Origin of the sequence: Empedobacter sp. R750 (assembly GCF_030324345.1) — a bacterium.
Classification (GTDB): Bacteria; Bacteroidota; Bacteroidia; order Flavobacteriales; family Weeksellaceae; genus Empedobacter; species Empedobacter falsenii_C.
In genome coordinates, this window is the sequence record NZ_JACAGF010000004.1 from 230,045 (window position 1) to 253,118 (window position 23,074).

Consider the following 23,074-nt stretch of genomic DNA (forward strand, 5'->3'; position numbering starts at 1 on the left):
TTACCTTATTAATTCTTTACTAATTTAATTAAGCTTGTTCTTTTCTGTTTCTAACTTTTACTTGATAAATAACGTTTGGTTTTGTACCAATTTCTTCTAATAAAACATAAGAACGTTTATCTTTCGATGCTGCTCTTACTTCAGATTTATCATCATTGATATCACCAAATTTCATCGCACCTGTTCCACAAGCAGCAGCACAAGCAGCAGCAGCCATAAACTCTTCGTCTTTAACTACTCTGTTCTCTTTCTTAGCTTTTAAGATTGCAGCTTGAGTTTGTTGGATACAGAATGAACATTTCTCAATTACTCCTCGTGTACGTACAACAACATCTGGGTTAAGTACCATACGACCTAAATCATTGTTCATGTGGAAGTCGTATTTATCATTGTTCGCCCAGTTAAACCAGTTGAAACGACGTACTTTATAAGGACAGTTATTTGCACAATAACGAGTACCAACACAACGGTTATAAGCCATCATGTTTTGACCTTGACGACCATGAGATGTTGCACCTACTGGACACACAGTCTCACAAGGAGCGTGGTTACAGTGTTGACACATTAATGGTTGGAAAATCACATCTGGATTTTCAGCCTCTGGCTTAATTAAACGTGTATATTGTTGTGGCTCGTTATCTGGATCTAATTCTAACGCTACTTTCTGAGTTAAACGTCCATTAGGATCGTTATAAGTTACATCAGAGTAGTAACGGTCGATTCTTAACCAATACATATCTCTCGACATACGCATTTGCTCTTTACCAACAGTTGGCACGTTGTTTTCTGCTTGACAAGCAATTACACACGCTCCACATCCTGTACAAGAGTTCATATCAATTGTTAAATTGAAGTGAGGCCCTGTAGAACGATCAAAACTAGCCCATAAATCTACTTCACCTACTGGAGAATCTCCTCTCCATGTTGGCATCTTCGCAACTGGATTCCATTCTTGACGATCTGTGTTGATGAAATCTGCTAAAGAAACTTCTCTTGCGATTTCGTAACGTCCCATCAATGTTGGTTGTTGTTGCATGTTAGCAAATTCGTGTTTATCTGAACGAGAAGATTTTTCGATCTTAACGTTAGATGCACCTACATTACCAGTGTATAATGCGAAAGCGTTAACCCCTACATTATTTGCAACTTTACCAGCTTTTGTACGACCGTAACCGAAAGCTAAACCTACAGTTCCGATTGCTTGACCTGGTTGGATGAATACTGGAACATTTTCTAAAACTACTCCATTAACAGTTAAGTTTACATACTCACCGTCAAATTGCATTCTTCCGTTTGTAACGTTGTAGTTATCTTGAATTTTGATTCCTAATTTTTCCGCATCATTTGGATTAACTGTTAAATAGTTATCCCAAGAGTTACGTGTAATTGGATCTGGTAATTCTTGTAACCAAGGATTGTTTGCTTGTGTACCATCTCCTAAACCAGCTTTAGAATAGAATTGAATCTCCCATTCTGTCGCTTTACCAGCAGCTAATTTTGTAGCAGCAGCTGCAACAACACCAGTGTTAGCAGTAAATGTAGAAGTTTCAGTCGCTTCATTATAACCATTGTATAATGCTTTGTTGAAATCTACACCTAATTTTGGTAAAATAGCTGATTCCCAGTTTTGTTTTACATATAAGTAATATGGAGAAACTTTTTGTCTAGTTGCAGAAACCGCCATCACCATAATTGGATCATTTGGATCTTCTACTTCTGTTACTTTAGTTACTCCTGTCATCCATGCGATTAATGAATCTTGGAATTGACGAGAATCAAATACACGTGGAATTGTTGGTTGTTGTAATGAATAAACACCTGTTAATGGGTTGAAATCATTCCAAGACTCTAAACCGTGAGTAACTGGAGCAATAACGTCCATTACTGATGCAGTTTCGTCTAATTTTTCAACTAAACCAACTTTAAGTCCAATGTTTTTGAAAGCTGCTTCAATTTCTTTTGCATTTTTAGCATTGTAAATTGGATTTGTTTGGAAGTTTAATAAAACTCCAACTTGTCCAGCTTTAGCTTCTGCAACAAATTGATTAAATACAGCGTCGTTAGACTCTTTTAATAAAACAGCTTTATCAGAAACTGCAGCTGATCCTAACAATTGGTTAATTGCGTATGCAATTGCGTATGCTTCTTTCGAACCATCAGCCATAACAACCGCTTTAGAACCTTTTGCTGTTAATTCAGCAGCAATAGCTAATGCTTCTTTAGATGAAGCTGAACCACCTGCTAATTTATTATAAACTTCAGCCAATACTTTTTCAGTATCAGTTGGTTTTAATGGATAACGTGTATCAGCATTTGCTCCTGTTAAAGATAAAACAGATTCTACTTGGATGTGACGCATCATTTTTGCTCCTGGTTTACGAGCAATACCATAATCACCTTCCATTCCACCACCATTATAATCACCTAAGAAATCTGCGTTGAAAGAAACAACTAATTCAGCATTCTTAAGATCGTAGAATGGCAATTCTCTTTTTCCATAAACTTCTTGCGCTGCGTCTAATGCATTCGTAGAAGAAATTGCATCATAAACAACGTGTTGAGTTGTTGGATATTTTGTTGCAAACTCAGCAATCAACTTTTTAGTTGTTGGTGAAGGTAAAGATGAAGTTAAAATAACTACTTTTTTCCCTCCTACTGATGCTAATGCTTTTGTTACACGGGCATCAAGCTCTTTCCAAGATGTTGCTTTGAAGTTTTCACCTGCGTTTGTTAAAGGTGATTTTATTTTATCAGAATCGTATAATGATAATACAGATGCCTGAACACGTGCATTTGTAGAACCATAATATTTTGCGCCTTTGTTTGCATCAATTCTAATAGGACGACCTTCTCTTGTACGTACTAATACGTTCGCGTAATCGTATCCATCAAAAATTGTAGATGCATAATAAGTAGGTACACCAGGCATAATGTTTTCTGGTTTCACTACATAAGGAACAGATTTTACGATTGGAGCTTCACAGGCTGCTAAAGTAACAGCAGCTGTACTGAACCCTAAAATCTTCAAAAAGTCACGTCGTGAAGTTTGACTATTCTCCATGGCGTTATCATTCCCTAAGAAATTATCTACAGGAATTTCTTCTGCAAATTCGTTGGTAGTTAACTTTTCATTTAATGTATTGTCAGTTAACTCCTCAAAACTTTTCCAGTAATTTTTCTTCGAAGCCATTTATACTCCTCTCTTTTTTATATTAATAATGACATTTACCACACTCTAAACCTCCGATAGCATCAACTGTAATCTTAGTTGCGTCACCGTACTGTTTTTTCAGTTTTTCGTGTAGTTCTGCGTAATATTCTTTGTTATACTCGTTGTCCATATCTACCTCAGTAGTTCTGTGACACTCGATACACCATCCCATTGTGAAATCATTCGCCATTTTCACTTCGTTCATTTCATCAACACGTCCGTGACATGCAAAACAAACTTGGTCTCCTGATCCAATGTTCAATTCTTTAGCATTTGGAATAGTTCCATCTTTAATCGCTTTCTTAATCGCTTTCTCTCCAGCTACAACGTGTTGTGCGTGGCTAAAGAATACGAAATCTGGCATATTGTGGATACGTACCCATTCGATTGGTTTTTGTGGACCATCGTATTTGTTCGTTTCTGGATTCCATCCAATAGCTTTATACATTTTTTGGATTTCTCCTGTATAGAAATTCTTAACTGCTTCCTCATCAGCGAATTTACCAGAAGTGATTAATTCTTCTTCGAAGTAATCTCCTTTGTATTCTTTGATTGTTTTGTGACAGTTCATACATACGTTTGGTGAAGGAATTCCAGACACTTTACCGTATTTAGCAGAACTGTGACAGTACTGACAGTCGATACCTTGTACACCTGCGTGAACTTTGTGAGAGAAATAAATTGGTTGTTCTGGCTCGTAACCTTTATCAACACCAATTCCCATTAATCCCCAATACACGTTGTACAATGCAAAGAATGCTAATACTGCGATTAACACACCACCAACTTTTTGGTATTTCTGAAAGAATTCAGCAAAAGAAAAAGCTACTCTTTCAGTTTCTGCATTTAATTCCTCTGTAGCTGTCGCTTTAACTAATGCATTAACGCGAACTAAAATCCACAATAACAATGCAGCTAAAACTACAAAACCTACAGCGATAATCCCTGTACTTGCTCCCCCACCTTGTGCAGCTTCAGCAGCTTTTTTATCTGCAGCTTCCTTCTTTTTCAAAGCTTTAGCTTCCTCAAAAGCTTTCACTCCTGCATCAGGATCTGCTGTATATGCCAAAATATTATCAATATCACCTTCTGATAAGTTAGGAAAAGCTAACATCTCAGTGTTATTGTAATCAGCATAAATTTTGTTTGCATACGCATCTCCAGATTCGCGCAAAGCTTTGTTGTCCTTAATCCAAGCGTGTAACCACTCTTTTCCAAGTCCAGCTTGCTCTTGTACGCGTTTCTCAACATCACGTAATTCCGGCCCAATTAACTCACCATCAATCTGGTGACATGCTGTACAGTTGGCCTCGAATAACTCGTAACCTTTACCTGCATCTTGGGCATTTGCTAGGGAGAACGTCGATAGTATTATCGCGCAGCTCCATAAACGTATTCTTTTTAGAAATCTTGCCTTCATTTACTTAAATAATCTCAGTTCGTTGTTTCTTTTAACTCGTTTTTATTTGAACACTTAACTAACAGCAAAAATAGCTTCAATACTTAATAAAATCATAAAGTTTACATACTGAACTTTGTCATTGAGCTTAATTTAAAACGTTTCTAAATTAATTGTTAAAAAATATCGCTGTATAAATATTATCTATTTGATTTGATAGAAAAGATTTAGAACAAGAAAATTTGCTATTTAACATAATTTAAAAAATAATCAAAGTTCTTTTTATTAAAAACTGTCAATCAATTTTATAGTTTTATCATCATTAATTAGTATTCACAAAAAAAATTGGAACAATATTCGTTGTAAGAAAATAAAAGTCTATAAAATTTAATAACTTAATTCTAAAAAGTATATTTGCACAAATTAATTTCATCCTATGAAAAAATTTATCTTTTTATTCCTTATCACTTTTTCTTCGAGCATTTTTGCCCAAGAAAAAATAGACACTGTTCAAATCATTAATAATGGTACATTGAATATGGAAATTGATAGCCGAATAAATACTGTATTAAAAACCAAAGAAGATGCGGTTTGTACGTATACTGCTCCTGTAAAAAAGGTTACGGAAAAAAAACCTGTTGTACAATCTAATGATCCCTGTGCTGGAACGCCACAAGTAAGTGGTTTCAAAATTCAGATTTATTATTCGAAAGATAGAAAAGATGCGGAAAAAGTAAGAAATGAATTTTCAAGTTCTTATCCGGATTTATCGGCTCAGACGGCTTATTTCTCGCCAGATTATCGCGTTTTAGTTGGAGATTATTTTACAAGAGCATCTGCTTCGAGAGATATTCGTCGTTTGAAATCAAAATATAATAGTGCTTTTTCTATTCCATTCAAAGTTTTGTGTAGAAAAGCGAAGTAATAGTTTATAAAAAGGAAAATGTATCCTTATCACAACAAAATAAAACAGCGAATAAAGAATGGTGAATTAGTTTCGTTTGAATTTGTAGAAAAATATAAAAATATTTCTCCATGTTTAGTTTTATATTTCAAAACAGAACCTTTTATAAGACCTATTCGCGAGCATCGTTTTTCTGAATATAGACAATTACTAAAAATAGAAAACGATTAACTTCTTTTACAGATTTAAAATTTATTCGAAAACATAAAAAAAGCGTTATCAATAATCTTGGTAACGCTTTTTTATATTTTAATGGTAATATTTAGTAGTCGATTCATAAGTTAAAATTTAGTTTTTGAGAATAACTCCTCTTCCTTCTATTTCTAACTGAATTAAAATCGATGCTAAATTAGTTTGTACAAATCCTAAATTACCTGCAACTAAAACACCTTTTTCTCCAGTCGAAATTTTCTCAATTCCATAAACACTCGACTCATCTTCGGGACTCGAATTTCCTTCGTAACGATAAATGTAAATAATCTTAAAATCGTGAGGATGATCAATCAAATCACTTTCTAATAAATTAAAATCTTCTTGATATCCTTTTTCTGCAAGCTCGCGTAGCGCAACACTTGACGTTTCATAATTAAATTGCCTTCTTTCGAACATAAAATTTATTTTTATTTTGTTAATAATTATAAATCTAATTAATTAATAGACAGAAAGTTGTTAAACATAAGTTAACAATTTGATGACATGAAAAAATTAACATACTTAATGATTTATTGTATTCGAAATAAGTTCTTATTTTTGACAAAAAGATAAAATGATTTTAGAAAAATTAAACCAAAACGAAGCTAATTTTGCGGATGTTATCGCACATATCGAAGAAAATTATACTTATACAGCTTCTGCATTTGTAAATGGAAATCAGGAAAATGCTGTCGATCAAAACCAAGGAAGTGCAAAAGTTTTTGCGTTCGCAAAATTGAATAATTTTTCTGAAGATGATACCTTAAAATTATTTGCAGAACATTATCAAGCGGTTTTAGATACGCCAGAAGGAACAGACCACAACAATATTCGTCAATTTCTGCAGAACGGTTGGGATGGAGTAAAATTTGAAAACGAAGTGTTGACAAAGAAATAACCTCGAAATTATAGTCACAAAAAAACGTCTTACAACATGTAAGACGTTTTTCGATTCAACTAAAAAGGAGCCATAAAACTAATCGTATAATGATCGATTGTTTTTCCCTTCAAATCTTTCAATTCCAAAATAACAGGAACTTTATACGATTTCAGTTCACTTTTCGGAATTTTAATATCGATTAAACCTTGCTTCAATTCGCCTTCGTCTATCTTTATATATTTATCAGGCTCGACCAACAACACGGTTTTCCCACCTTTGAAACCGTTCACATTTACAACTAATTTGTACGTTTCATTCGTTTTGTTCATCAAACTATATTGCATCGTATTGATAATATAATCACCTTCTACAACATAATCTTTTCCTGGAACTTGTAAAAATTTCACCTCGACATCACTTCTATTCATCATAAAAATCGTCATCGCAGAAATCATCGCAACCAAAACTAATGTAAACGCGACTAATCTTGCAGTTATTTTGAATGATTTTCCTTGTTCGATATTTTCTTCGGAAGCATATTTTATTAATCCTGTTGGCAAATTAATCTTCGTCATAATATCATCACAAGCATCCATACAAGCTGTACAATTGATACATTCTAACTGAGAACCATTTCTGATATCGATTCCCGTAGGACAAACCGCCACACATTGACCACAATCGATACAATCTCCTTTTCCTACAGCAACACGATCTTCACCTTTTCTGAATTTTGAGCGTCCATTTATGCTTTCTCCACGTTTAAAATCATATGAAACTTGAATCGTTTTTTTGTCAATCAAAACACCTTGAAATCTCCCGTAAGGACAAACCAACGTACAAACTTGCTCACGAAACCAAGCGAAAACAAAATAAAATAAAACACTAAAAATAAATATTCCGAATAATAAACCACCATGCTCTGATGGACCTTCGGTAATCACTTTGATTAATTCATCCATTCCGATGATATACGCCAATAAGATATTCGAAAAGAAAAATGACAACATATAAAATATAATCCACTTTCCTCCTCTTTTCAGAATTTTCTCTTCATTCCATTCTTGTTTATCTAACCGAATTTGTTTGCTTCGATCGCCTTCTATCCAGTATTCAATTTTTCTGAAAACACTTTCCATAAAAATGGTTTGAGGACATAACCATCCGCAAAATAATCGTCCATAAACTGTTGTAAATAATATAATAAAAACAACACTAACAATCATTCCGAATGCCAATAAGAAAAAATCTGTGGTAAAAAACGGATAACCGAATAAAATAAAATTTGTATTGAACACATCAAACTTAAAAACAGGATTTCCATTCGGTAATGTTATAAAAGGTAAACCAACCAATAAAATCAATAAAACCGAAGAAACAATAGTACGATAATTCGTGTATTCACCCGAAGGTTTCTTAGCATACACCCATTTTCGTGTCCCTTTTTTATCCATTGTAGCGACTTCGGATCTAAACTGCTCGTTCTCTTTTTCGAACCCAAGTTGCGTTGTATCATGCTTTACATCACTCATACCATTTACTTAATATCTATGCAAATTTACCGCTACATCGACGCTAAAGTTTGGCACTATTTATGGTAATTTTGGTAATATTTATGGATTGATATAAATCATTAATTTATAAAAACACAGACCTAAAAAACCCTAAACTACCCAATATGAGAAATTTACTTTACTTCGTATGCTTTTTTGTTGCGAGTTATTCTTTTTCACAAGAAATCTATACCGCTAAAAACGTAACACAATTTGCGATTTATCCTGGTTGCGAAGAAGCATCAGAAAATTATATCGAATGTTTTAATACCAAATTAAACGATGATATTTCGGAACAATTAGCCAAAATAAAAATGGATAAAATCTTAAAAGGTTCAGGAGATTATTTCGCAAAATTATTTTTTGTGATTGACGAAAACGGAAACTTCACAAATGTAACTTCCCAAGGAAATGAAACTTTAGCACGAATTTCGACACAGATTTTATACAAAATAAATCGTGAACAAGAAGAAAGTGCAACCAAAATAAAACCTGCTTTATTAGACGGAAATCCTGTAAAAGTGAGTTTTAATATTCCAGTAAAATACAATTTAAAGTAACTACGAATAATATTGTTTTCTGAATTGTTCGGGCGTAAACTCTGTGTATTTTTTGAAGAATTTCACAAAATATGATGCGTCTTGAAAATTGAGTAAATACGCAATTTCAGTGACCGAAATTTCTTTATTTACCAACAAACGTTTTGCTTCTAAAACAATGCGACTTCTTATTAATTCACCTGCCGAAGTAGCTAACACATCTTTGCAAAGTGCATTCAAATGATTGGGTGTGATGTACAACAATTCGGCATACTCTTTTGGTAATTTTTTAGTCTTGAAATTTTGCTCAATAAGTGACTGAAAATTATGCAACAACACCGATTGATAATCATTTGTTTTGACATTTACAGCTTCCAAACTACGTTCAATATCAATGAATAAATTCATCAAATGAAAACCAATTTTTAAATTCGAGAATTGATTATTTTCTTGATTTTCATTTATCATTTCTTCAAAATAACTTGAAATTTTTTCTTGTACATCTGGCGAAATTTCAACCACATGATCTTTCACCAAAATAGATTGTAAAAATCTAAATTTCTGTAAAATGGAAGAATTAATTCCAATCCAATCGAAAAAATTATCAGAAAAATTCACGACAAACCCATCATATTTTTCCTTAAAATACCATTGGTGTACTTGTCCAGGTTTCATAAAATACATTGTTCCAGATTTTGCCTCAAACTTCTCAAAATCGATCAAGTGTTCGCCACTACCTTCAGTAAAATAAACCAAATGATAATAATTATGGTTGTGCACTTCCTGCAAATGCGGATTACTATCAACATAACCTCTAAACCGATCAACAGAAAATAATTCGTTACTATTTTTTTCGGTATTCAGATTACAGATATCGTATGTTGGGAAAAGTTTTTTGGTCATTTTGAAACAAATTATCAAGTGTAAAAATAAATACTATTGAGAATATTTAAAATGAAAAGTTTAACTTTAAGCAATAGAACATCAAAAATGGAATTTAAAGAGAAAAAAATTGTCTTACTTTCTTTGGATGGCGGAGGAATTAGAGGAATTATATCATGTGTCATTTTAAAATACATCGAAGATAAGTTAAAGGAAATTCATGACGAAAATGCTAAAATAGGCGATTATGTCGATTTTATTGCAGGTACAAGTACTGGTGCTTTAATTGCTTCTTTGTTATTATCTCCTTCTACCGAAAATCCAAAAAGAGCAAAACACTCGATTACAGATGCGTTGAATATTTATTTAGGCGAAGGGAAAAATATTTTTTCAAAAACATTCTGGACAATTCTCAATAATCCGTTGAGTGTGCTGAAAGATAATTTACCAACGCTTGTATTGGAAGAGCAATTGAAAATCGTTTTTGGAGAGACAGAGTTAAAAGATTTGATTCGTCCTTGCGCCATAGTTTCTTACGATACCGAGCACCAAAAACCAAAAATTTTCAATTCGATTGATGGAATTTCTCCTTTCCGAAATTTTTATGTCAAAGATATTTGTCGTGCTTCATCAGCTGCGCCAACTTATTTTGAACCTGCAAAAATAAAATCATTCGCTGATCAAGAATTTAGTTGTATTGATGGTGGTGTTTTTGCAAACAATCCGACTTTTGTTGGTTTTATCGAAACGCAAAAAATAAATTTCAATAAATACTTCAAAGATGAATTAAAGTATAATGGAACAGCACCTTTACAAGAGTTTATTATCATTTCTCTCGGAAATGGTTCGCGTGCAAAATCTTATAAACACGAACATTTAACAGGAATTTCAAAATCGAAATGGGTAGATCCTTTGGTAGACATTTTTATTTCGACCGGAGTTGATATGGTCGATCAAGAAATGAGAAGCATGTTCTCTTTATTGAAACCAAAATACCAACAAAATTATTATCGATTTAATCCTGAAATTCCAGAATCTGCATTGGATTTAGGAAATGTTTCCAACAGCAATATTAAAACGTTATTGGATGTTGCCAATGATTATGTAGCAAAACACAAAGAACATTTGGACGAAGTGGTTCAAAAATTAATTTTCAATCAAGTTGAAATCTCATAAAAAAAGGCTTTGAGTAAAATTTCAAAGCCTTTTCTAATTTCTATTTATTTCGAACATAAACAAATATTTCCTGTTCTCGATTCAATCCTCTATTATCCACAATACTTTCTAAACACGCGTGACAATCTGTTACAATTCCCTCTCCATTGTAATTTGTATAACTTCCATTCTCTAGCGCAACAACATGCGGTTTCAACAAATCTGCATTCAGTTTTTTGCGTTCACCAATCAACGTGTACACATATTCGCGTCCAGTTTCGTCCGTAAAATTATCCACTTTATAAATTTGATCCAATTCTCTTTCGTGATCAATTATAACAAATAAGTAGTCTTTGTGGCTATCTTTTTCAAAAAAAATTCTTCTCATAGCTTCAATTGTTTGACTCAAATTTAATAAAAGAATATTGGTTTAACCAATGAAAATTAAAAAGTTTTAAGAGAATTTTAAAATATTATCAATTTCAAAACAGATAATATTTTACTTTTACATCAACCAAAACACAAAAATGAAAACTCTTCTAAAAATCTTGACTTTAGGATTAATTTATCTTATTTGTCAACCAATTTTCGCGCAAAAAAACGCACAATTAAAACTCGACTTCGAAAAAATTATCCTTTCAAAACATTCATTTCCTTTTAATGGAGTTGTGATCGTTTCCAAAAATGGTAAAACGATTTATGAAAAAGTACACGGATTTAAGAATTTTGAAGAGAAAATTGCACTAAATAAGTCAAATCAATTTGAAATTATGTCGAATTCGAAATTATTTACATCTGTATTAATTTTGAAAGAAGTCGAAAAAGGTAAAATTGATTTACAACAATCGATTAAAACATATTTACCAGAAATCACTCAATCGTGGGCAGATTCTGTTACTGTACATCAATTACTTAATCATACACATGGAATCCAAGATATCACAAAACCTTTATTGTTCAAACCTGGAACAGATTTCAAATATGGAAATTATTCATGTGTTCTTTTAGGTAAAATTTTGACTAAAGTAACGCATAAAACTTTCAGAGAATTGGCGACAAATCTGATAAAAGAGATTGGTTTGAAAGAAACTTTTGTGTATTCTGAAAGCGAAAAACATCAATTGGCTCAAGCATATTTTTATCGAAATGATTCGCTTATTCCAAATTATCAAACCTTGATTAATGAAGAAAATTTACCTGCAGATGGAATTATTTCTACTGCGAATGATTTAGTAAAATGGAATAATTTATTACACAATGGTAAAATTCTACAACCCGAAACGTATCAACTTTTGATCACGCCTTCTACTCTTTCGCAACATGATGTTTTTGGAAAAACGCCACAAGGTTATGCCTATAACATCAGAAATGTGACTGAAAATAACATCAATTACATTGGACATACGGGATTAGGAGATGGTTTTTCTGCGATAAATATCTATTTCCCAAAATCAAAAGTTAGTTTGGTTGTCTTGCAAAATATAATGCCAGATAATTCGGAAGATTATTATTTCTACGAAAAACAATTCAAAAATTTGCTTTTAGAAAACGATTTGACACAATAATTCCATTAAGTTACTATAAAACAACATTTTTGGTATTATCCTTGTAGGAAATTTGTATCTTAATTCCAACTAAAACGAATAAAATCTAACCAATTGAAATTCAATATAAAAAAAATACTAAAATATTTTTCTATCACACTTGTGTCGATAATTCTATTGTTGACCATTGCAATTTTTAGTTTACAATTCCCTGCTGTACAAAATTTTGTAAAAAATAAATTAGTCGATTATCTCGAAAATAAAATACATACAAAGGTTCAATTAGATCGTGTTTATATCGATTTTCCAAACAGTTTGGTCATGGAAAATCTTTTTTTGCAAGGACAAGATGTGGACACGCTTTTATCGGTCAAAAAGTTTGACGTTGGTTTAGATATTTGGCAATTGACAAAGAGTAAAGCAGATATAAAATCTATTGATTTGAGCGGTGTTCATGCCAATGTTATCCGTAAACCAGATGGAAAATTCAATTTCGATTATATTATCAATGCTTTTGTAACAGACGAAAAAGACGAAAGTCCTTCAAAGCCATTTATCATTTCGTTAGATAAAATAAAACTGAATGATATTAATGTTTCGTTCAATGATCAGCAAGCGGCAAATAACATCAAAGTTCATCTAAATTCGTTTGATACGCGTGTCAAAAAATTCGATTTAGAGCAAAATTCCTATGGAATTGGCGATATCAATTTGGATGGTTTAAAGCTAAAATTGAAACAAGATATTGTAAAAGAAGTTGCGAAAAAAGTAGAAGAAAAAGTAGATTCTTTGAATGATCAAAAGCCGATGAAAATTGAGTTGAATGGAATTAATTTAACCAATTTTGACATCGATTATGGCGATGATATTTCTGGAATGTTTGCAAAAGTAAAATTCAAAGATTTCAAAACGCGTGTTAAAAAGCTTGATTTACAACAAAATTCGTATGCGGTTGATGATATTTTGGTGAATGGTTTGTTGGTTGATTTTAATCAAAAAATGGTTGAAAAAATCCAAGAAAATAATGTGGATAAAATTGATCCAACTGCAAAACAAACTCCATTGCAAATTGGGTTGAGTAAGATTAATTTGAATGATATCAAAGTCAATTATGGTGACGAAAATTCGAAGACTTTTGCCAAAATTAACCTAAACGAATTCGAAACGAAAGTCAATAAACTTGACCTTGAAAATTCTATTTTCGACATCGAAAATATTTTGTTGAAAGACGCTGATATCGAAGCGAATTTATTCCTTTCTTCGAACAATTCTACTTCGAATTCATCCACTTCTTCAACCCCAATGAATTTGGTTTTGAACGAAACGAAATTAGAAAATGTAAAAGTAAAATACAACAATACAGCCGAACGTCGAACAGCACAAGGAATGGATTTTAATCATTTGGATTTTTCTAAATTAAATCTTGATTTGCGCGATTTCGAAATGAAAAATAACACATTTGCTGGACAAGTAAAAAGTGCTGAAATAAAGGAATCAAGAGGATTGAATATTCAGAAATTGACAACAAATTTCTTGTACGCTAACACACAAGCGTATCTGAAAAACCTTTATTTACAAACACCAAAAACCGTTCTTCGTGACGAAGTTATTTTGCGTTACAATACAATTAATGAGTTAACTTCTCATCCAGAAAATGTTTTGGTGAATGCAAATATCAAAAACTCAAAAATTGGTTATGCAGATATTCTAAATCTTGCTCCAACGCTTAGAAATACGACGCCTTTCGATAAATATCCAAACGCCATTCTGAGTGTTAACACCAATGTAAAAGGAAAAGTAAACGATTTATTGATTAATAATTTACAAGTTTCTGGTTTAGATGATTTGCAACTTTCGGCTTCTGGAAGAGTGAAAAATGCGATGAATCCGAAGAATTTATTTTATGATATGAACATCAAAAACTTCTCAACTTCTTCTAAAACGATATACAATTTAGTTCCGAAAAATACCATTCCAAATAACATTAGAATTCCTTCAAAGCTTTCTGTCAAAGGGAAAGCGAAAGGAACAACCGAAATCATCAATACGCAATTGGCTATAAATTCTACGTTGGGAAATGCGAAAATTGATGCAATTGTGGACATGCAAAAAAAGGATGCAGAAAAATATAATGTCAAAGCAGATCTACAAAATTTGGATGTTGGAACGCTTATTAGCAACAAGGATTTAGGTAAAATAACAGGAAAAATTAATGCTATTGGAACAAGTTTTAACCCTGAAAAAATGGTTACAAAACTTTCGGGAACCGTTTCATCAGCTTATTACAACAACTATACTTATCAAAATATTGCACTCGATGCAAAAGTGAATCATGGTGTGTTTGATGCGCATGTTTTCTCAAAAGATCCGAATGCGAATCTTAATTTGACAGCTTCTGGTGTGTACAAAAAAGATTTATCTGATGTAAAATTGAACGGAAATATTGTCAAATTAGATGTTCAAAAACTTGGTTTTTACAACGAACCGATGATTGTTGCAGGAGAAATTGATGCCAATTTTGCTGATTTAAATCCAGATAATTTAAATGGTTCTTTGTACCTGAAAAACTTTGCGTTATCCAATACAAAAGATATTTTTCCAATGCAAGAAGTGAGCTTGATTGCGACTTCAACTGCTGATTCGAATCAAATTAATTTGACTTCGCAATTGGCCGATTTGGATATGAAAGGAAAATTTAAATTGACGCAAATTTTTGGTTCGCTAACTTCAACGATTAACCAATATTATGAATTTCAGAAACCGAATAAAGACGAAAAAATAGAACCTCATCAATTCTTTACTTTGAATGCTAAAATTAAAGATGATGAGTTGATTCGAAGATTTGTTCCAGATTTGAAAAGTTTCGAAACCATAACACTTGACGCAACTTATGATGCCGATTCAAAACAACTTAATGTGGATGGAAAAATCCCCAATCTAACATACGGAACAAATACAATTAACAACGGAGTTTTAAAACTATCCAACCAAAATGAAGCCTTGTTGTATTCGTTGAATGTGGATGCATTAAAAAGCGAAAGTTTTCAATTGCAAAAAATTGATTTGAATGGTGATATTACAAATAATGTCATCAATTATAACGTTTCGACAAAGGATGCGAAAGATGCAACGCAATTTTTGGTAGCTGGAAATCTAAAAACACTAAATGATATAACGGAAATTAGTTTAAATCCGAATGGATTGGTCTTAAACTACGATCAATGGCAAGTTGGGGAAGGAAATTTAATTCAGTTGAGAAAAGACGGAATTGTCGCGCATAATTTCAGTTTGATGAACAATGGAAGTCAAATTTTATTACAATCTGAATCGGAAAAAGGAACAAGTCCGCTGAATATTACCATCAAAAATTTCAAAATTGAAACCATTGCAGAAATCATTAAAAAAGATGATCTACCTGCTGAAGGAACAATCAACGGAACGGCTCAAATTAGAGATTTAAACAAAGAAATGACATTCAATGCTGATTTGACCGTTTCAGATTTAAAAGCTTTCGGAAATCCTATTGGAAATATTATAGCAAAAGTAAAAAACACTTCTCCAACCACGATTAACGCTGACATTACCTTAGATGGAAACAGCAACAACATGAAGATTTTTGGAGATTATAATACCAAAGAAAGTGCGTTTGATTTAGCTTTAGATATCAATCGATTAGAAATGAAATCGGTGCAAGGATTTACAATGAATCAAATCAAAGACACAGAAGGTTATATTTCTGGAAATCTAAAAATCGCTGGAACAATGGATAAACCGAGCATTTTAGGTCAAGTAAAATTTAATCAAGTTGGTTTAACGATTGCTGAAACGGGAAGTAATTTCAGAAAAATTGATGACGCGATTGATTTCACGAACAAAGGAATTGAGTTCAATAAATTCAAGATTAATGATAACGAAGGTAATTCTTTAACGATAAGAGGAGAAATATTAACCGAAACGTACCGTGATTTTGCCTTCAATTTAACAGCAAATGCACGAGATTTCAATGTGGTAAATTCAGAAAAATCGAACGACGCCATCATGTACGGAAAGTTAGCTGTTAATGCAAACTTGACGATAAAAGGTGACTTAGATTTACCAAAAGTAAACGGAAGTTTAACAGTAACTGATGATACGAATTTCACATTTGTTTTACCGCAATCTTCACCTTCTTTACAAGAGCGCGAAGGAATTGTCGAATTCATCGATCAAGATCAAGTGGCGCTGCAAGAAACGATTAAAACGGATGAATTAAAAGCCGAATCTAAAATAAAAGGGTTGGATGTCAGTGTCAATATTGAAATCAGCAAAGAAGCCAAAACGTCAATTATTATCGATAAAGCAAACGGAGATTTCGTTGAAATACAAGGTGAAGCTGAGTTGACGGGCGGAATGGATCCTTCTGGAAAAATGACTTTGGTTGGCGTTTATCAAGTAGAAAAAGGTGCGTACGAACTTTCGGTGAGCTTGTTAAAACGTCGTTTTGATATTCAGAAAGGAAGTACCATTACATGGACTGGCGAGCCAACTACAGCCAATTTAGACATTACGGCGATTTACAAAACAAAAGCCGCTCCTATTGATTTAATCGAACAACAAATTTCGGGCTATTCATCTTCTGAAATGAACATGTACAAACAACGAATTCCGTTCAATACCGAGTTAATTTTAAAAGGTGAATTATTAAAACCTGATATTAAATTCAATATTTCAATGGATAAAGACAATCCTTCCATTGCAACTGCGGTGATCGAAAATACACAATCGAAATTGGATCAGTTGAAAAATGATGAAGCCGAAATGAACAAACAAGTATTTGCCTTGTTATTATTGAATCGTTTTATTGGCGAAAATCCATTCGAAAGTAAAACAAGTGTTTCAGCAGAAACGATGGCGTTACAAAGTGTGAGTAATATTTTGTCGCAACAGTTAAATAATTTGGCGGATGATTTAATCCAAGGAATTGATATCGATTTGGGATTAGATACACAAGACGATTACTCTTCGGGATCTAAAAATACACGAACTGACCTGAATGTTGCCGTGAGCAAACGATTACTAAACGACCGATTGAAAGTTTCGGTTGGAAGTAATTTTGGTTTAGATGGTGATGCACGAGAAAATGAAAACATGACCAATATTGCAGGCGATATCACCATCGATTATAGTTTATCGCGTGATGGTCGATACATGTTGAGAGCTTATCGAAAAGATGAATACCAAGTCGCATTACAAGGACAAATTGTAGAAACAGGCGTTGGGTTTATCATCACATTAGATTACGATAAATTCAAAGAAATTTTCGAGAAAAGAAGAAAAAATAGAGCGAACAGAGCAAATAGAAAAACACAAAATCAAGAAGCGAAACCATGAAAAAATTAACCTTAACGTATATTAAAATTATTGCATGCTCAGTTTCTATTTTAGGTATTTCTTCTTGTAGCAATACACGTTTTCTGAAAGAAGGTGAAATGCTTTATACAGGCTCTAAATTAACGATAGAAGGCGATTCTTTAAGCAAAACCGACAAAGCTGAACTGAAAGATAATCTCGAAAAAAATATCATTCCAAAACCTAATTCAAGTTTTTTTGGACTTCGTCCTCGTTTGTACATTTACAACATCACGAGCGAACCTAAAAAGCAAAAAGGATTGAAATATTGGTTAAAATATAAAGTGGGACAAAAACCTGTTTTATTGGGAGATGTCGACATCGAATTCAATAAAAAAATTCTGGTCAATTATTCTGAAAACAAAGGATATTTCAATGCCAAAGCACAGGGTGATACAATAAGTAAAAACAAAAAAGCGGAAGTGCATTATGTCTTGCAACCGCGCAAACGTTATTACATCAACCAAGTTAATTTCCCAAAAGATACCACTTTGGCGGTCAACAAAGAAATTAAAAAAACGCAAGCAAATACATTATTGAAAGATAAGCAACCTTTCGATTTGGATGTGATCAAGGCAGAACGAGAACGAATAGATGCGCGTCTGAAAGAAAATGGTTATTATTATTTTCATCCTGATAACATCATTGTGCAAGCGGATAGTACGGTTACGAATAAGCAAGATGTCGAACTTTTTGTCAAGTTAAAAGACAAAACGCCAGAACAAGCAAAACAACAATATAGTATAGACAAAGTAATTGTTTTCCCAGATTATAACATTCGAGACGCACGAAAAGGGATCTATAAAATGCCGATGAACAACGATTCCTTAGCAAAATACGAGCAAAATGGATTTTACATGGTTGATCCAAAAAATAGTTTCAAGCCAAAAGTTTTTGACCGTGCGTTATATTTTAAAACGGGAGAGATTTACAACCGAGCAGATCATAATTTAACCCTGAATCGATTAATTAATTTGGGTGTGTTCAAATTTGTGAAAAATGATTTCGTGATTTCTGATTCGGTTAACCATAAATTTGATGTGTATTATACCTTAACACCACGCGAATTTCAGTCGTTGAGATTAGAAGTTTTAGGACGAACAAACTCGGCGAATTATGGTGGTGGTGAGTTAAATTTAAATTGGACACATCGAAACATTTTCAAAGGTGCAGAACAGCTTAAAATGGCGTTATATGGTGCATTTGATATGCAATTGGGCGGACAAAAAGATGCAAATAATATTTTTAGAGCTGGTTTTAATACGCAACTTTCTATTCCGAGAATTGTAGCGCCTTTCAAATTTCATTCATCAAGTGCGTTTGTACCGAGAACCAATATTGAGATTGGTTACGAATATCAAAACAGATCGAGATTATATACGCTTCACAATTTCAATACTTCTTTTGGTTACGTTTGGAAAGAGAATGCGCAAAAAGAACATAATTTAAAGATTTTTAGTGCAACTTTAGTCTTTCCAGAAAAAGTGACAGATGAATACAACAGCAAAATCTACGATTCAATTGGAAATATCATCAACCCAAGTTTGAAACGCGTTGTCGACAAACAATTAATTTTTGGACCACAGTATTCGTATACTTATACCACAACAATGTTACCTCGAAAAAGCACATTCTATTACCGAGGTTTAGTTGATTTGGCTGGAAATTTAACAGGATTAATAACAGGTGCGAATGCGAAAAAAGACAAGGAAAAAGAAATTTTCAAAATACCATTTAGTCAATATGCAAAAATGGAACATAACTTCCGTTTCTATCACAAATTTTCAGAAAAATCATCAATAGCCACACGATTCATTGGAGGAATAGCCTATCCATATGGAAACTCTGAATTTGTTCCTTATTCCAAACAATTTTTTGTAGGAGGAAGTAACAGTATTCGCGCATTTAGAGCACGAACATTAGGACCAGGAAGTTATGATCCACGTAATCAAAATGCAAATTTCTTTTTTGATCAATCAGGTGATATTAAATTGGAACTAAATGCAGAATTTAGACAGAAATTATTCAGTTTTCTTAACCTTGCGTTATTTGTTGATGCAGGAAATATTTGGTTAATCAACGAAGATGAAACACGTCCAGGTGCAAAATTCTCAAAAGATTTTATGAGCGAAATAGCAGTTGGAGCTGGTTTAGGATTACGTCTTGATTTTAATATCTTAATTTTAAGATTAGATTTAGCAACTCCACTTCGAGTGCCTTATTACGAAAAGAATGACCGTTGGACATTTGATAAAATAGATTTTGGAGACAAAGCATGGCGAAAAGACAACTTGATCTTGAACATCGCCATTGGCTATCCATTCTAAGCAAAGCGTAAAGCGTAAAGCGTAAAGCGTAAAGCGTAAAGCGTAAAGCGTAAAGCGTAAAGCGTAAAGCGTAAAGCGTAAAGCAAAAATAAAAAAACGGATTCTAAATTAGAATCCGTTTTTTTTATTTAATGATATATTTATTTCAAATCAAAACGATCTGCGTTCATCACTTTGTTCCAAGCGGCCACGAAATCATGTACAAATTTATCTTGCGCATCAGCTTGTGCATAAACTTCTGCTACGGCACGTAATTCAGAATTTGAACCGAATACTAAATCCGCACGAGTTCCTGTCCATTTTGGTGCTCCAGTTTTACGATCAGATCCCATGTAGATTTCTTTCGTTTCATCTGTCGCTTTCCAAACAGTACCCATATCCAATAAATTCACAAAGAAATCATTTGTCAATTGACCTGGACGATCAGTGAAAATACCATGTTTCGAACCATCATAATTCGCATTCATCGCACGCATTCCACCAACTAAAACTGTCAATTCTGGAGCAGTCAACGTTAACAATTGTGCTTTATCAATCACCAATTCTTCTGTCGAAACAGATCTTCTTGTGTTTTTGCGGTAGTTTTTAACCCCATCTGCAATTGTTTCTAAGTACGCTACAGATTCAACCTCTGTTTCCTCTTGCGTTGCATCTCCACGACCTGCTGCAAACGGAACTGTAATTGTTTTTCCAGCATCTTTTGCTGCTTTTTCAATCGCTGCATTTCCTCCTAAGACAATTAAATCGGCAATCGAAACTTGTTTTGACGAATTCGCTGAATTAAATTCTTGTTGAATATTTTCTAAAGCTGTTAAGACTTTATTCAATTGAATTGGATTATTTGCTTCCCAATTTTTCATTGGTTCCAAACGAATACGCGCACCATTCGCTCCTCCACGTTTATCCGATCCACGGAAAGAAGAAGCCGAAGCCCAAGCTGTAGAAACCAATTCTGAAACAGATAATCCTGAAGCTAAAATTTTCGCTTTCAAATCAGCGATATCAGCCTCGTCAATTAATTCATGCGTAACAGCTGGAATTGGATCTTGCCAAGTGAATACTTCATTCGGTACATCTGCACCTAAATAACGAGAAAGTGGTCCCATATCACGGTGAGTTAACTTGAACCACGCTTTACGGAAAGCATCTTCAAATTCTTCTGGATGTTCCAAGAAACGACGTCCAATTTTTTCGTAAGCTGGATCCATGCGTAACGCAATATCCGAAGTCAACATCGTTGGTCTTAATTTTTTTGAAGCATCATGCGCATGTGGAATAATTTCGCCTACATCTTTTGCTACCCATTGATGAGCACCTGCAGGAGATTTTGTTAATTCCCATTCGAAACCAAATAAATAACTTAAAAATAAATTTGACCATTCTGTTGGTTTACTTGTCCAAGTTACTTCAATACCAGATGTAATTGTATCACCTGCATTTCCTGTTCCGTACGAGTTTTTCCAACCCAAACCTTGCATTTCCAAATCAGAAGCTTCAGGGTCTGGTCCTACATGATCAGCCGAAGCCGCACCATGTGTTTTTCCGAAAGTGTGACCACCGGCAATCAACGCCAATGTTTCTTCATCATTCATCGCCATACGCGCAAACGTATCACGAATATCGCGTGCAGAAGCCAAAGGGTCTGGATTACCATCTGGTCCTTCTGGATTCACGTAAATTAATCCCATTTGTACCGCAGCCAACGGATTTTCTAAATCGCGATCACCAGAATAACGGCTATTTGCACCACCACTCTCTTCTAACCATATTTTTTCAGAACCCCAATAAACATCCATATTTGGTTCCCAAACATCAGCACGACCACCAGCAAAACCTAACGTTTTGAATCCCATCGACTCTAATGCTACATTTCCTGTTAAGATAATTAAATCTGCCCACGAAATTTTATTACCATATTTTTGTTTGATAGGCCAAATTAAACGACGCGCTTTGTCCAACGAAACGTTGTCTGGCCATGAGTTAAGCGGCGCAAAACGTTGCTGTCCTTCACCTGCTCCACCACGACCATCTTGCACACGGTATGTACCCGCACTATGCCACGCCATACGAATGAAAAATGGACCATAATGCCCAAAATCTGCTGGCCACCAATCTTGAGAATCAGTCATCAAAGCTTTTAAATCAGCTTTAACAGCTTCTAAATCTAATTTTTTAAATTCTTCGGCGTAATTAAAATCTTCCCCCATTGGGTTCGATTTATTTGAATGTTGACGTAAAATATCAACTTTTAATTGATTTGGCCACCAATCTTGATTTTGTGTTCCTTCTCCTGCCACTGGTTTTGACATTGTACCATTGTGGAAAGGGCATTTTGAAATATCACCTCCTTGATTCTCCATGAATACTATTTTTTTATGTTTAATAATTTTTGTTTTGTAAATATCATAAATATAGTAATTTGTCTTATCAATTAAAAATCAAATTGTTTTATCAATCAATCAATTTATTTTATATAGAATGTAAATTAAATAGTTATTAATTATATTATAAAAATTGATTCGTTTATTTTTAATGAGTAAAGAGATTTCGAGAATCCTCTAGCTTTTAAGTTTATATCTGTATCAAGATAAAACTACATTTCACATAATATCAATGCATAGAAATTTTCAATCTTAACTTCAATATATCTTAACATCGTAAAATTATTATAGTCAAAAAAATGTTTATACATTTGTAACAATGAAATTTATAATTCTCATAATTGCATTATATGTTAATGTTCTATCATTTGTGCCATGTCAAGACACAAATACTAATAGAACGCAAGTTTCTATGGTGCATAGTGAGAAAGATAATTCAGATCATAAAGATCAATGTAGTCCTTTGTGCGTTTGTAATTGTTGTCAAATTACAATTTCATCAATGAAATTTACACGATTACTAAAAACTCCTAAAGTTTTTGAACCAAATACTTCCAAGAAAATACAATTCAAAAAGAATACAATTCAAAACCAATTGTATGCCGATATCTGGCAACCTCCTAAAATAAATATTGCTTAACGAGACGATTTCTTTTTTC

Annotated in this window: 16 protein-coding genes; 9 read left to right on the forward strand and 7 right to left on the reverse strand. The window is 33.3% G+C overall.

Translation table 11 applies throughout. The features are described 5' to 3' along the window. Positions 1 to 28 precede the first annotated feature (28 nt). On the reverse strand, positions 29 to 3,190 hold the full coding sequence (locus tag HXZ74_RS06655; protein ID WP_286474470.1) for a TAT-variant-translocated molybdopterin oxidoreductase: 3,162 nt from the start codon (positions 3,188 to 3,190) through the stop codon (positions 29 to 31). A gap of 22 nt (positions 3,191 to 3,212) precedes the next feature. Then, a complete protein-coding gene (locus tag HXZ74_RS06660; RefSeq protein WP_286474473.1) occupies positions 3,213 to 4,631 on the reverse strand; it encodes a c-type cytochrome in 1,419 nt (472 codons plus the stop codon). Between the two features lie 415 nt (positions 4,632 to 5,046). Between HXZ74_RS06660 and HXZ74_RS06665 the strand changes: the two genes are divergently transcribed. Together HXZ74_RS06665 and HXZ74_RS06670 are read left to right on the forward strand one after the other, a co-directional pair. Further along, complete coding sequence (locus HXZ74_RS06665; protein ID WP_280061573.1) at positions 5,047 to 5,535, forward strand: SPOR domain-containing protein; 489 nt, start codon at positions 5,047 to 5,049, stop codon at positions 5,533 to 5,535. Positions 5,536 to 5,553: 18 nt separating this feature from the next. Further along, the gene (locus tag HXZ74_RS06670; protein ID WP_286474476.1) at positions 5,554 to 5,745 is read left to right on the forward strand and encodes a hypothetical protein; all 192 of its coding nucleotides are present in this window, start codon (positions 5,554 to 5,556) and stop codon (positions 5,743 to 5,745) included. A 117-nt stretch (positions 5,746 to 5,862) separates the two neighbouring features. Here HXZ74_RS06670 and HXZ74_RS06675 read toward each other — a convergent pair whose 3' ends face one another. Next, on the reverse strand, positions 5,863 to 6,183 hold the full coding sequence (locus HXZ74_RS06675) for a hypothetical protein (protein ID WP_280061572.1): 321 nt from the start codon (positions 6,181 to 6,183) through the stop codon (positions 5,863 to 5,865). Between the two features lie 157 nt (positions 6,184 to 6,340). Here HXZ74_RS06675 and HXZ74_RS06680 point away from each other — a divergent pair, with 157 nt between their 5' ends. Then, positions 6,341 to 6,664, forward strand: a complete 324-nt coding sequence (locus HXZ74_RS06680; RefSeq protein WP_286474478.1) for a HopJ type III effector protein — start codon at positions 6,341 to 6,343, stop codon at positions 6,662 to 6,664. A 59-nt stretch (positions 6,665 to 6,723) separates the two neighbouring features. Here HXZ74_RS06680 and ccoG read toward each other — a convergent pair whose 3' ends face one another. Continuing rightward, entirely contained in the window at positions 6,724 to 8,178 is a 1,455-nt protein-coding gene (gene ccoG / locus HXZ74_RS06685; protein ID WP_286474480.1) for a cytochrome c oxidase accessory protein CcoG, read from the reverse strand. Positions 8,179 to 8,324: 146 nt separating this feature from the next. Here ccoG and HXZ74_RS06690 point away from each other — a divergent pair, with 146 nt between their 5' ends. Further along, the gene (locus HXZ74_RS06690) at positions 8,325 to 8,759 is read left to right on the forward strand and encodes an energy transducer TonB (protein WP_286474482.1); all 435 of its coding nucleotides are present in this window, start codon (positions 8,325 to 8,327) and stop codon (positions 8,757 to 8,759) included. Here the strand turns inward: HXZ74_RS06690 and HXZ74_RS06695 are convergent, their stop codons facing one another. Next, entirely contained in the window at positions 8,760 to 9,641 is an 882-nt protein-coding gene (locus HXZ74_RS06695) for an AraC family transcriptional regulator (RefSeq protein WP_286474485.1), read from the reverse strand. 87 nt (positions 9,642 to 9,728) lie between these two features. Between HXZ74_RS06695 and HXZ74_RS06700 the strand changes: the two genes are divergently transcribed. Then, positions 9,729 to 10,796 carry a patatin-like phospholipase family protein gene (locus HXZ74_RS06700; RefSeq protein WP_286474487.1) on the forward strand — a complete coding sequence of 356 codons (1,068 nt, stop codon included), beginning with the start codon at positions 9,729 to 9,731 and terminating at the stop codon, positions 10,794 to 10,796. A 40-nt stretch (positions 10,797 to 10,836) separates the two neighbouring features. Here the strand turns inward: HXZ74_RS06700 and HXZ74_RS06705 are convergent, their stop codons facing one another. Next, positions 10,837 to 11,163: a hypothetical protein gene (locus HXZ74_RS06705; protein WP_125349744.1), complete on the reverse strand. Its 327-nt coding sequence runs from the start codon at positions 11,161 to 11,163 to the stop codon at positions 10,837 to 10,839. A 139-nt stretch (positions 11,164 to 11,302) separates the two neighbouring features. Here HXZ74_RS06705 and HXZ74_RS06710 point away from each other — a divergent pair, with 139 nt between their 5' ends. The 3 genes from HXZ74_RS06710 (at position 11,303) to tamL (ending at position 20,034) form a co-directional block, all read left to right on the forward strand. Beyond that, on the forward strand, positions 11,303 to 12,340 hold the full coding sequence (locus HXZ74_RS06710) for a serine hydrolase domain-containing protein (protein WP_280061566.1): 1,038 nt from the start codon (positions 11,303 to 11,305) through the stop codon (positions 12,338 to 12,340). Positions 12,341 to 12,433: 93 nt separating this feature from the next. Beyond that, positions 12,434 to 17,689, forward strand: a complete 5,256-nt coding sequence (locus HXZ74_RS06715) for a translocation/assembly module TamB domain-containing protein (RefSeq protein WP_435653707.1) — start codon at positions 12,434 to 12,436, stop codon at positions 17,687 to 17,689. Continuing rightward, positions 17,686 to 20,034: a translocation and assembly module lipoprotein TamL gene (tamL, locus tag HXZ74_RS06720; protein ID WP_286474489.1), complete on the forward strand. Its 2,349-nt coding sequence runs from the start codon at positions 17,686 to 17,688 to the stop codon at positions 20,032 to 20,034. The genes HXZ74_RS06715 and tamL overlap by 4 nt, the downstream gene beginning before the upstream one ends. Positions 20,035 to 20,174: 140 nt before the next feature. Here the strand turns inward: tamL and katG are convergent, their stop codons facing one another. Further along, on the reverse strand, positions 20,175 to 22,394 hold the full coding sequence (katG, locus tag HXZ74_RS06725; RefSeq protein WP_286474491.1) for a catalase/peroxidase HPI: 2,220 nt from the start codon (positions 22,392 to 22,394) through the stop codon (positions 20,175 to 20,177). Positions 22,395 to 22,734: 340 nt separating this feature from the next. Between katG and HXZ74_RS17180 the strand changes: the two genes are divergently transcribed. Continuing rightward, positions 22,735 to 23,055: a DUF6660 family protein gene (locus tag HXZ74_RS17180; protein ID WP_280061562.1), complete on the forward strand. Its 321-nt coding sequence runs from the start codon at positions 22,735 to 22,737 to the stop codon at positions 23,053 to 23,055. Positions 23,056 to 23,074: the final 19 nt, after the last annotated feature.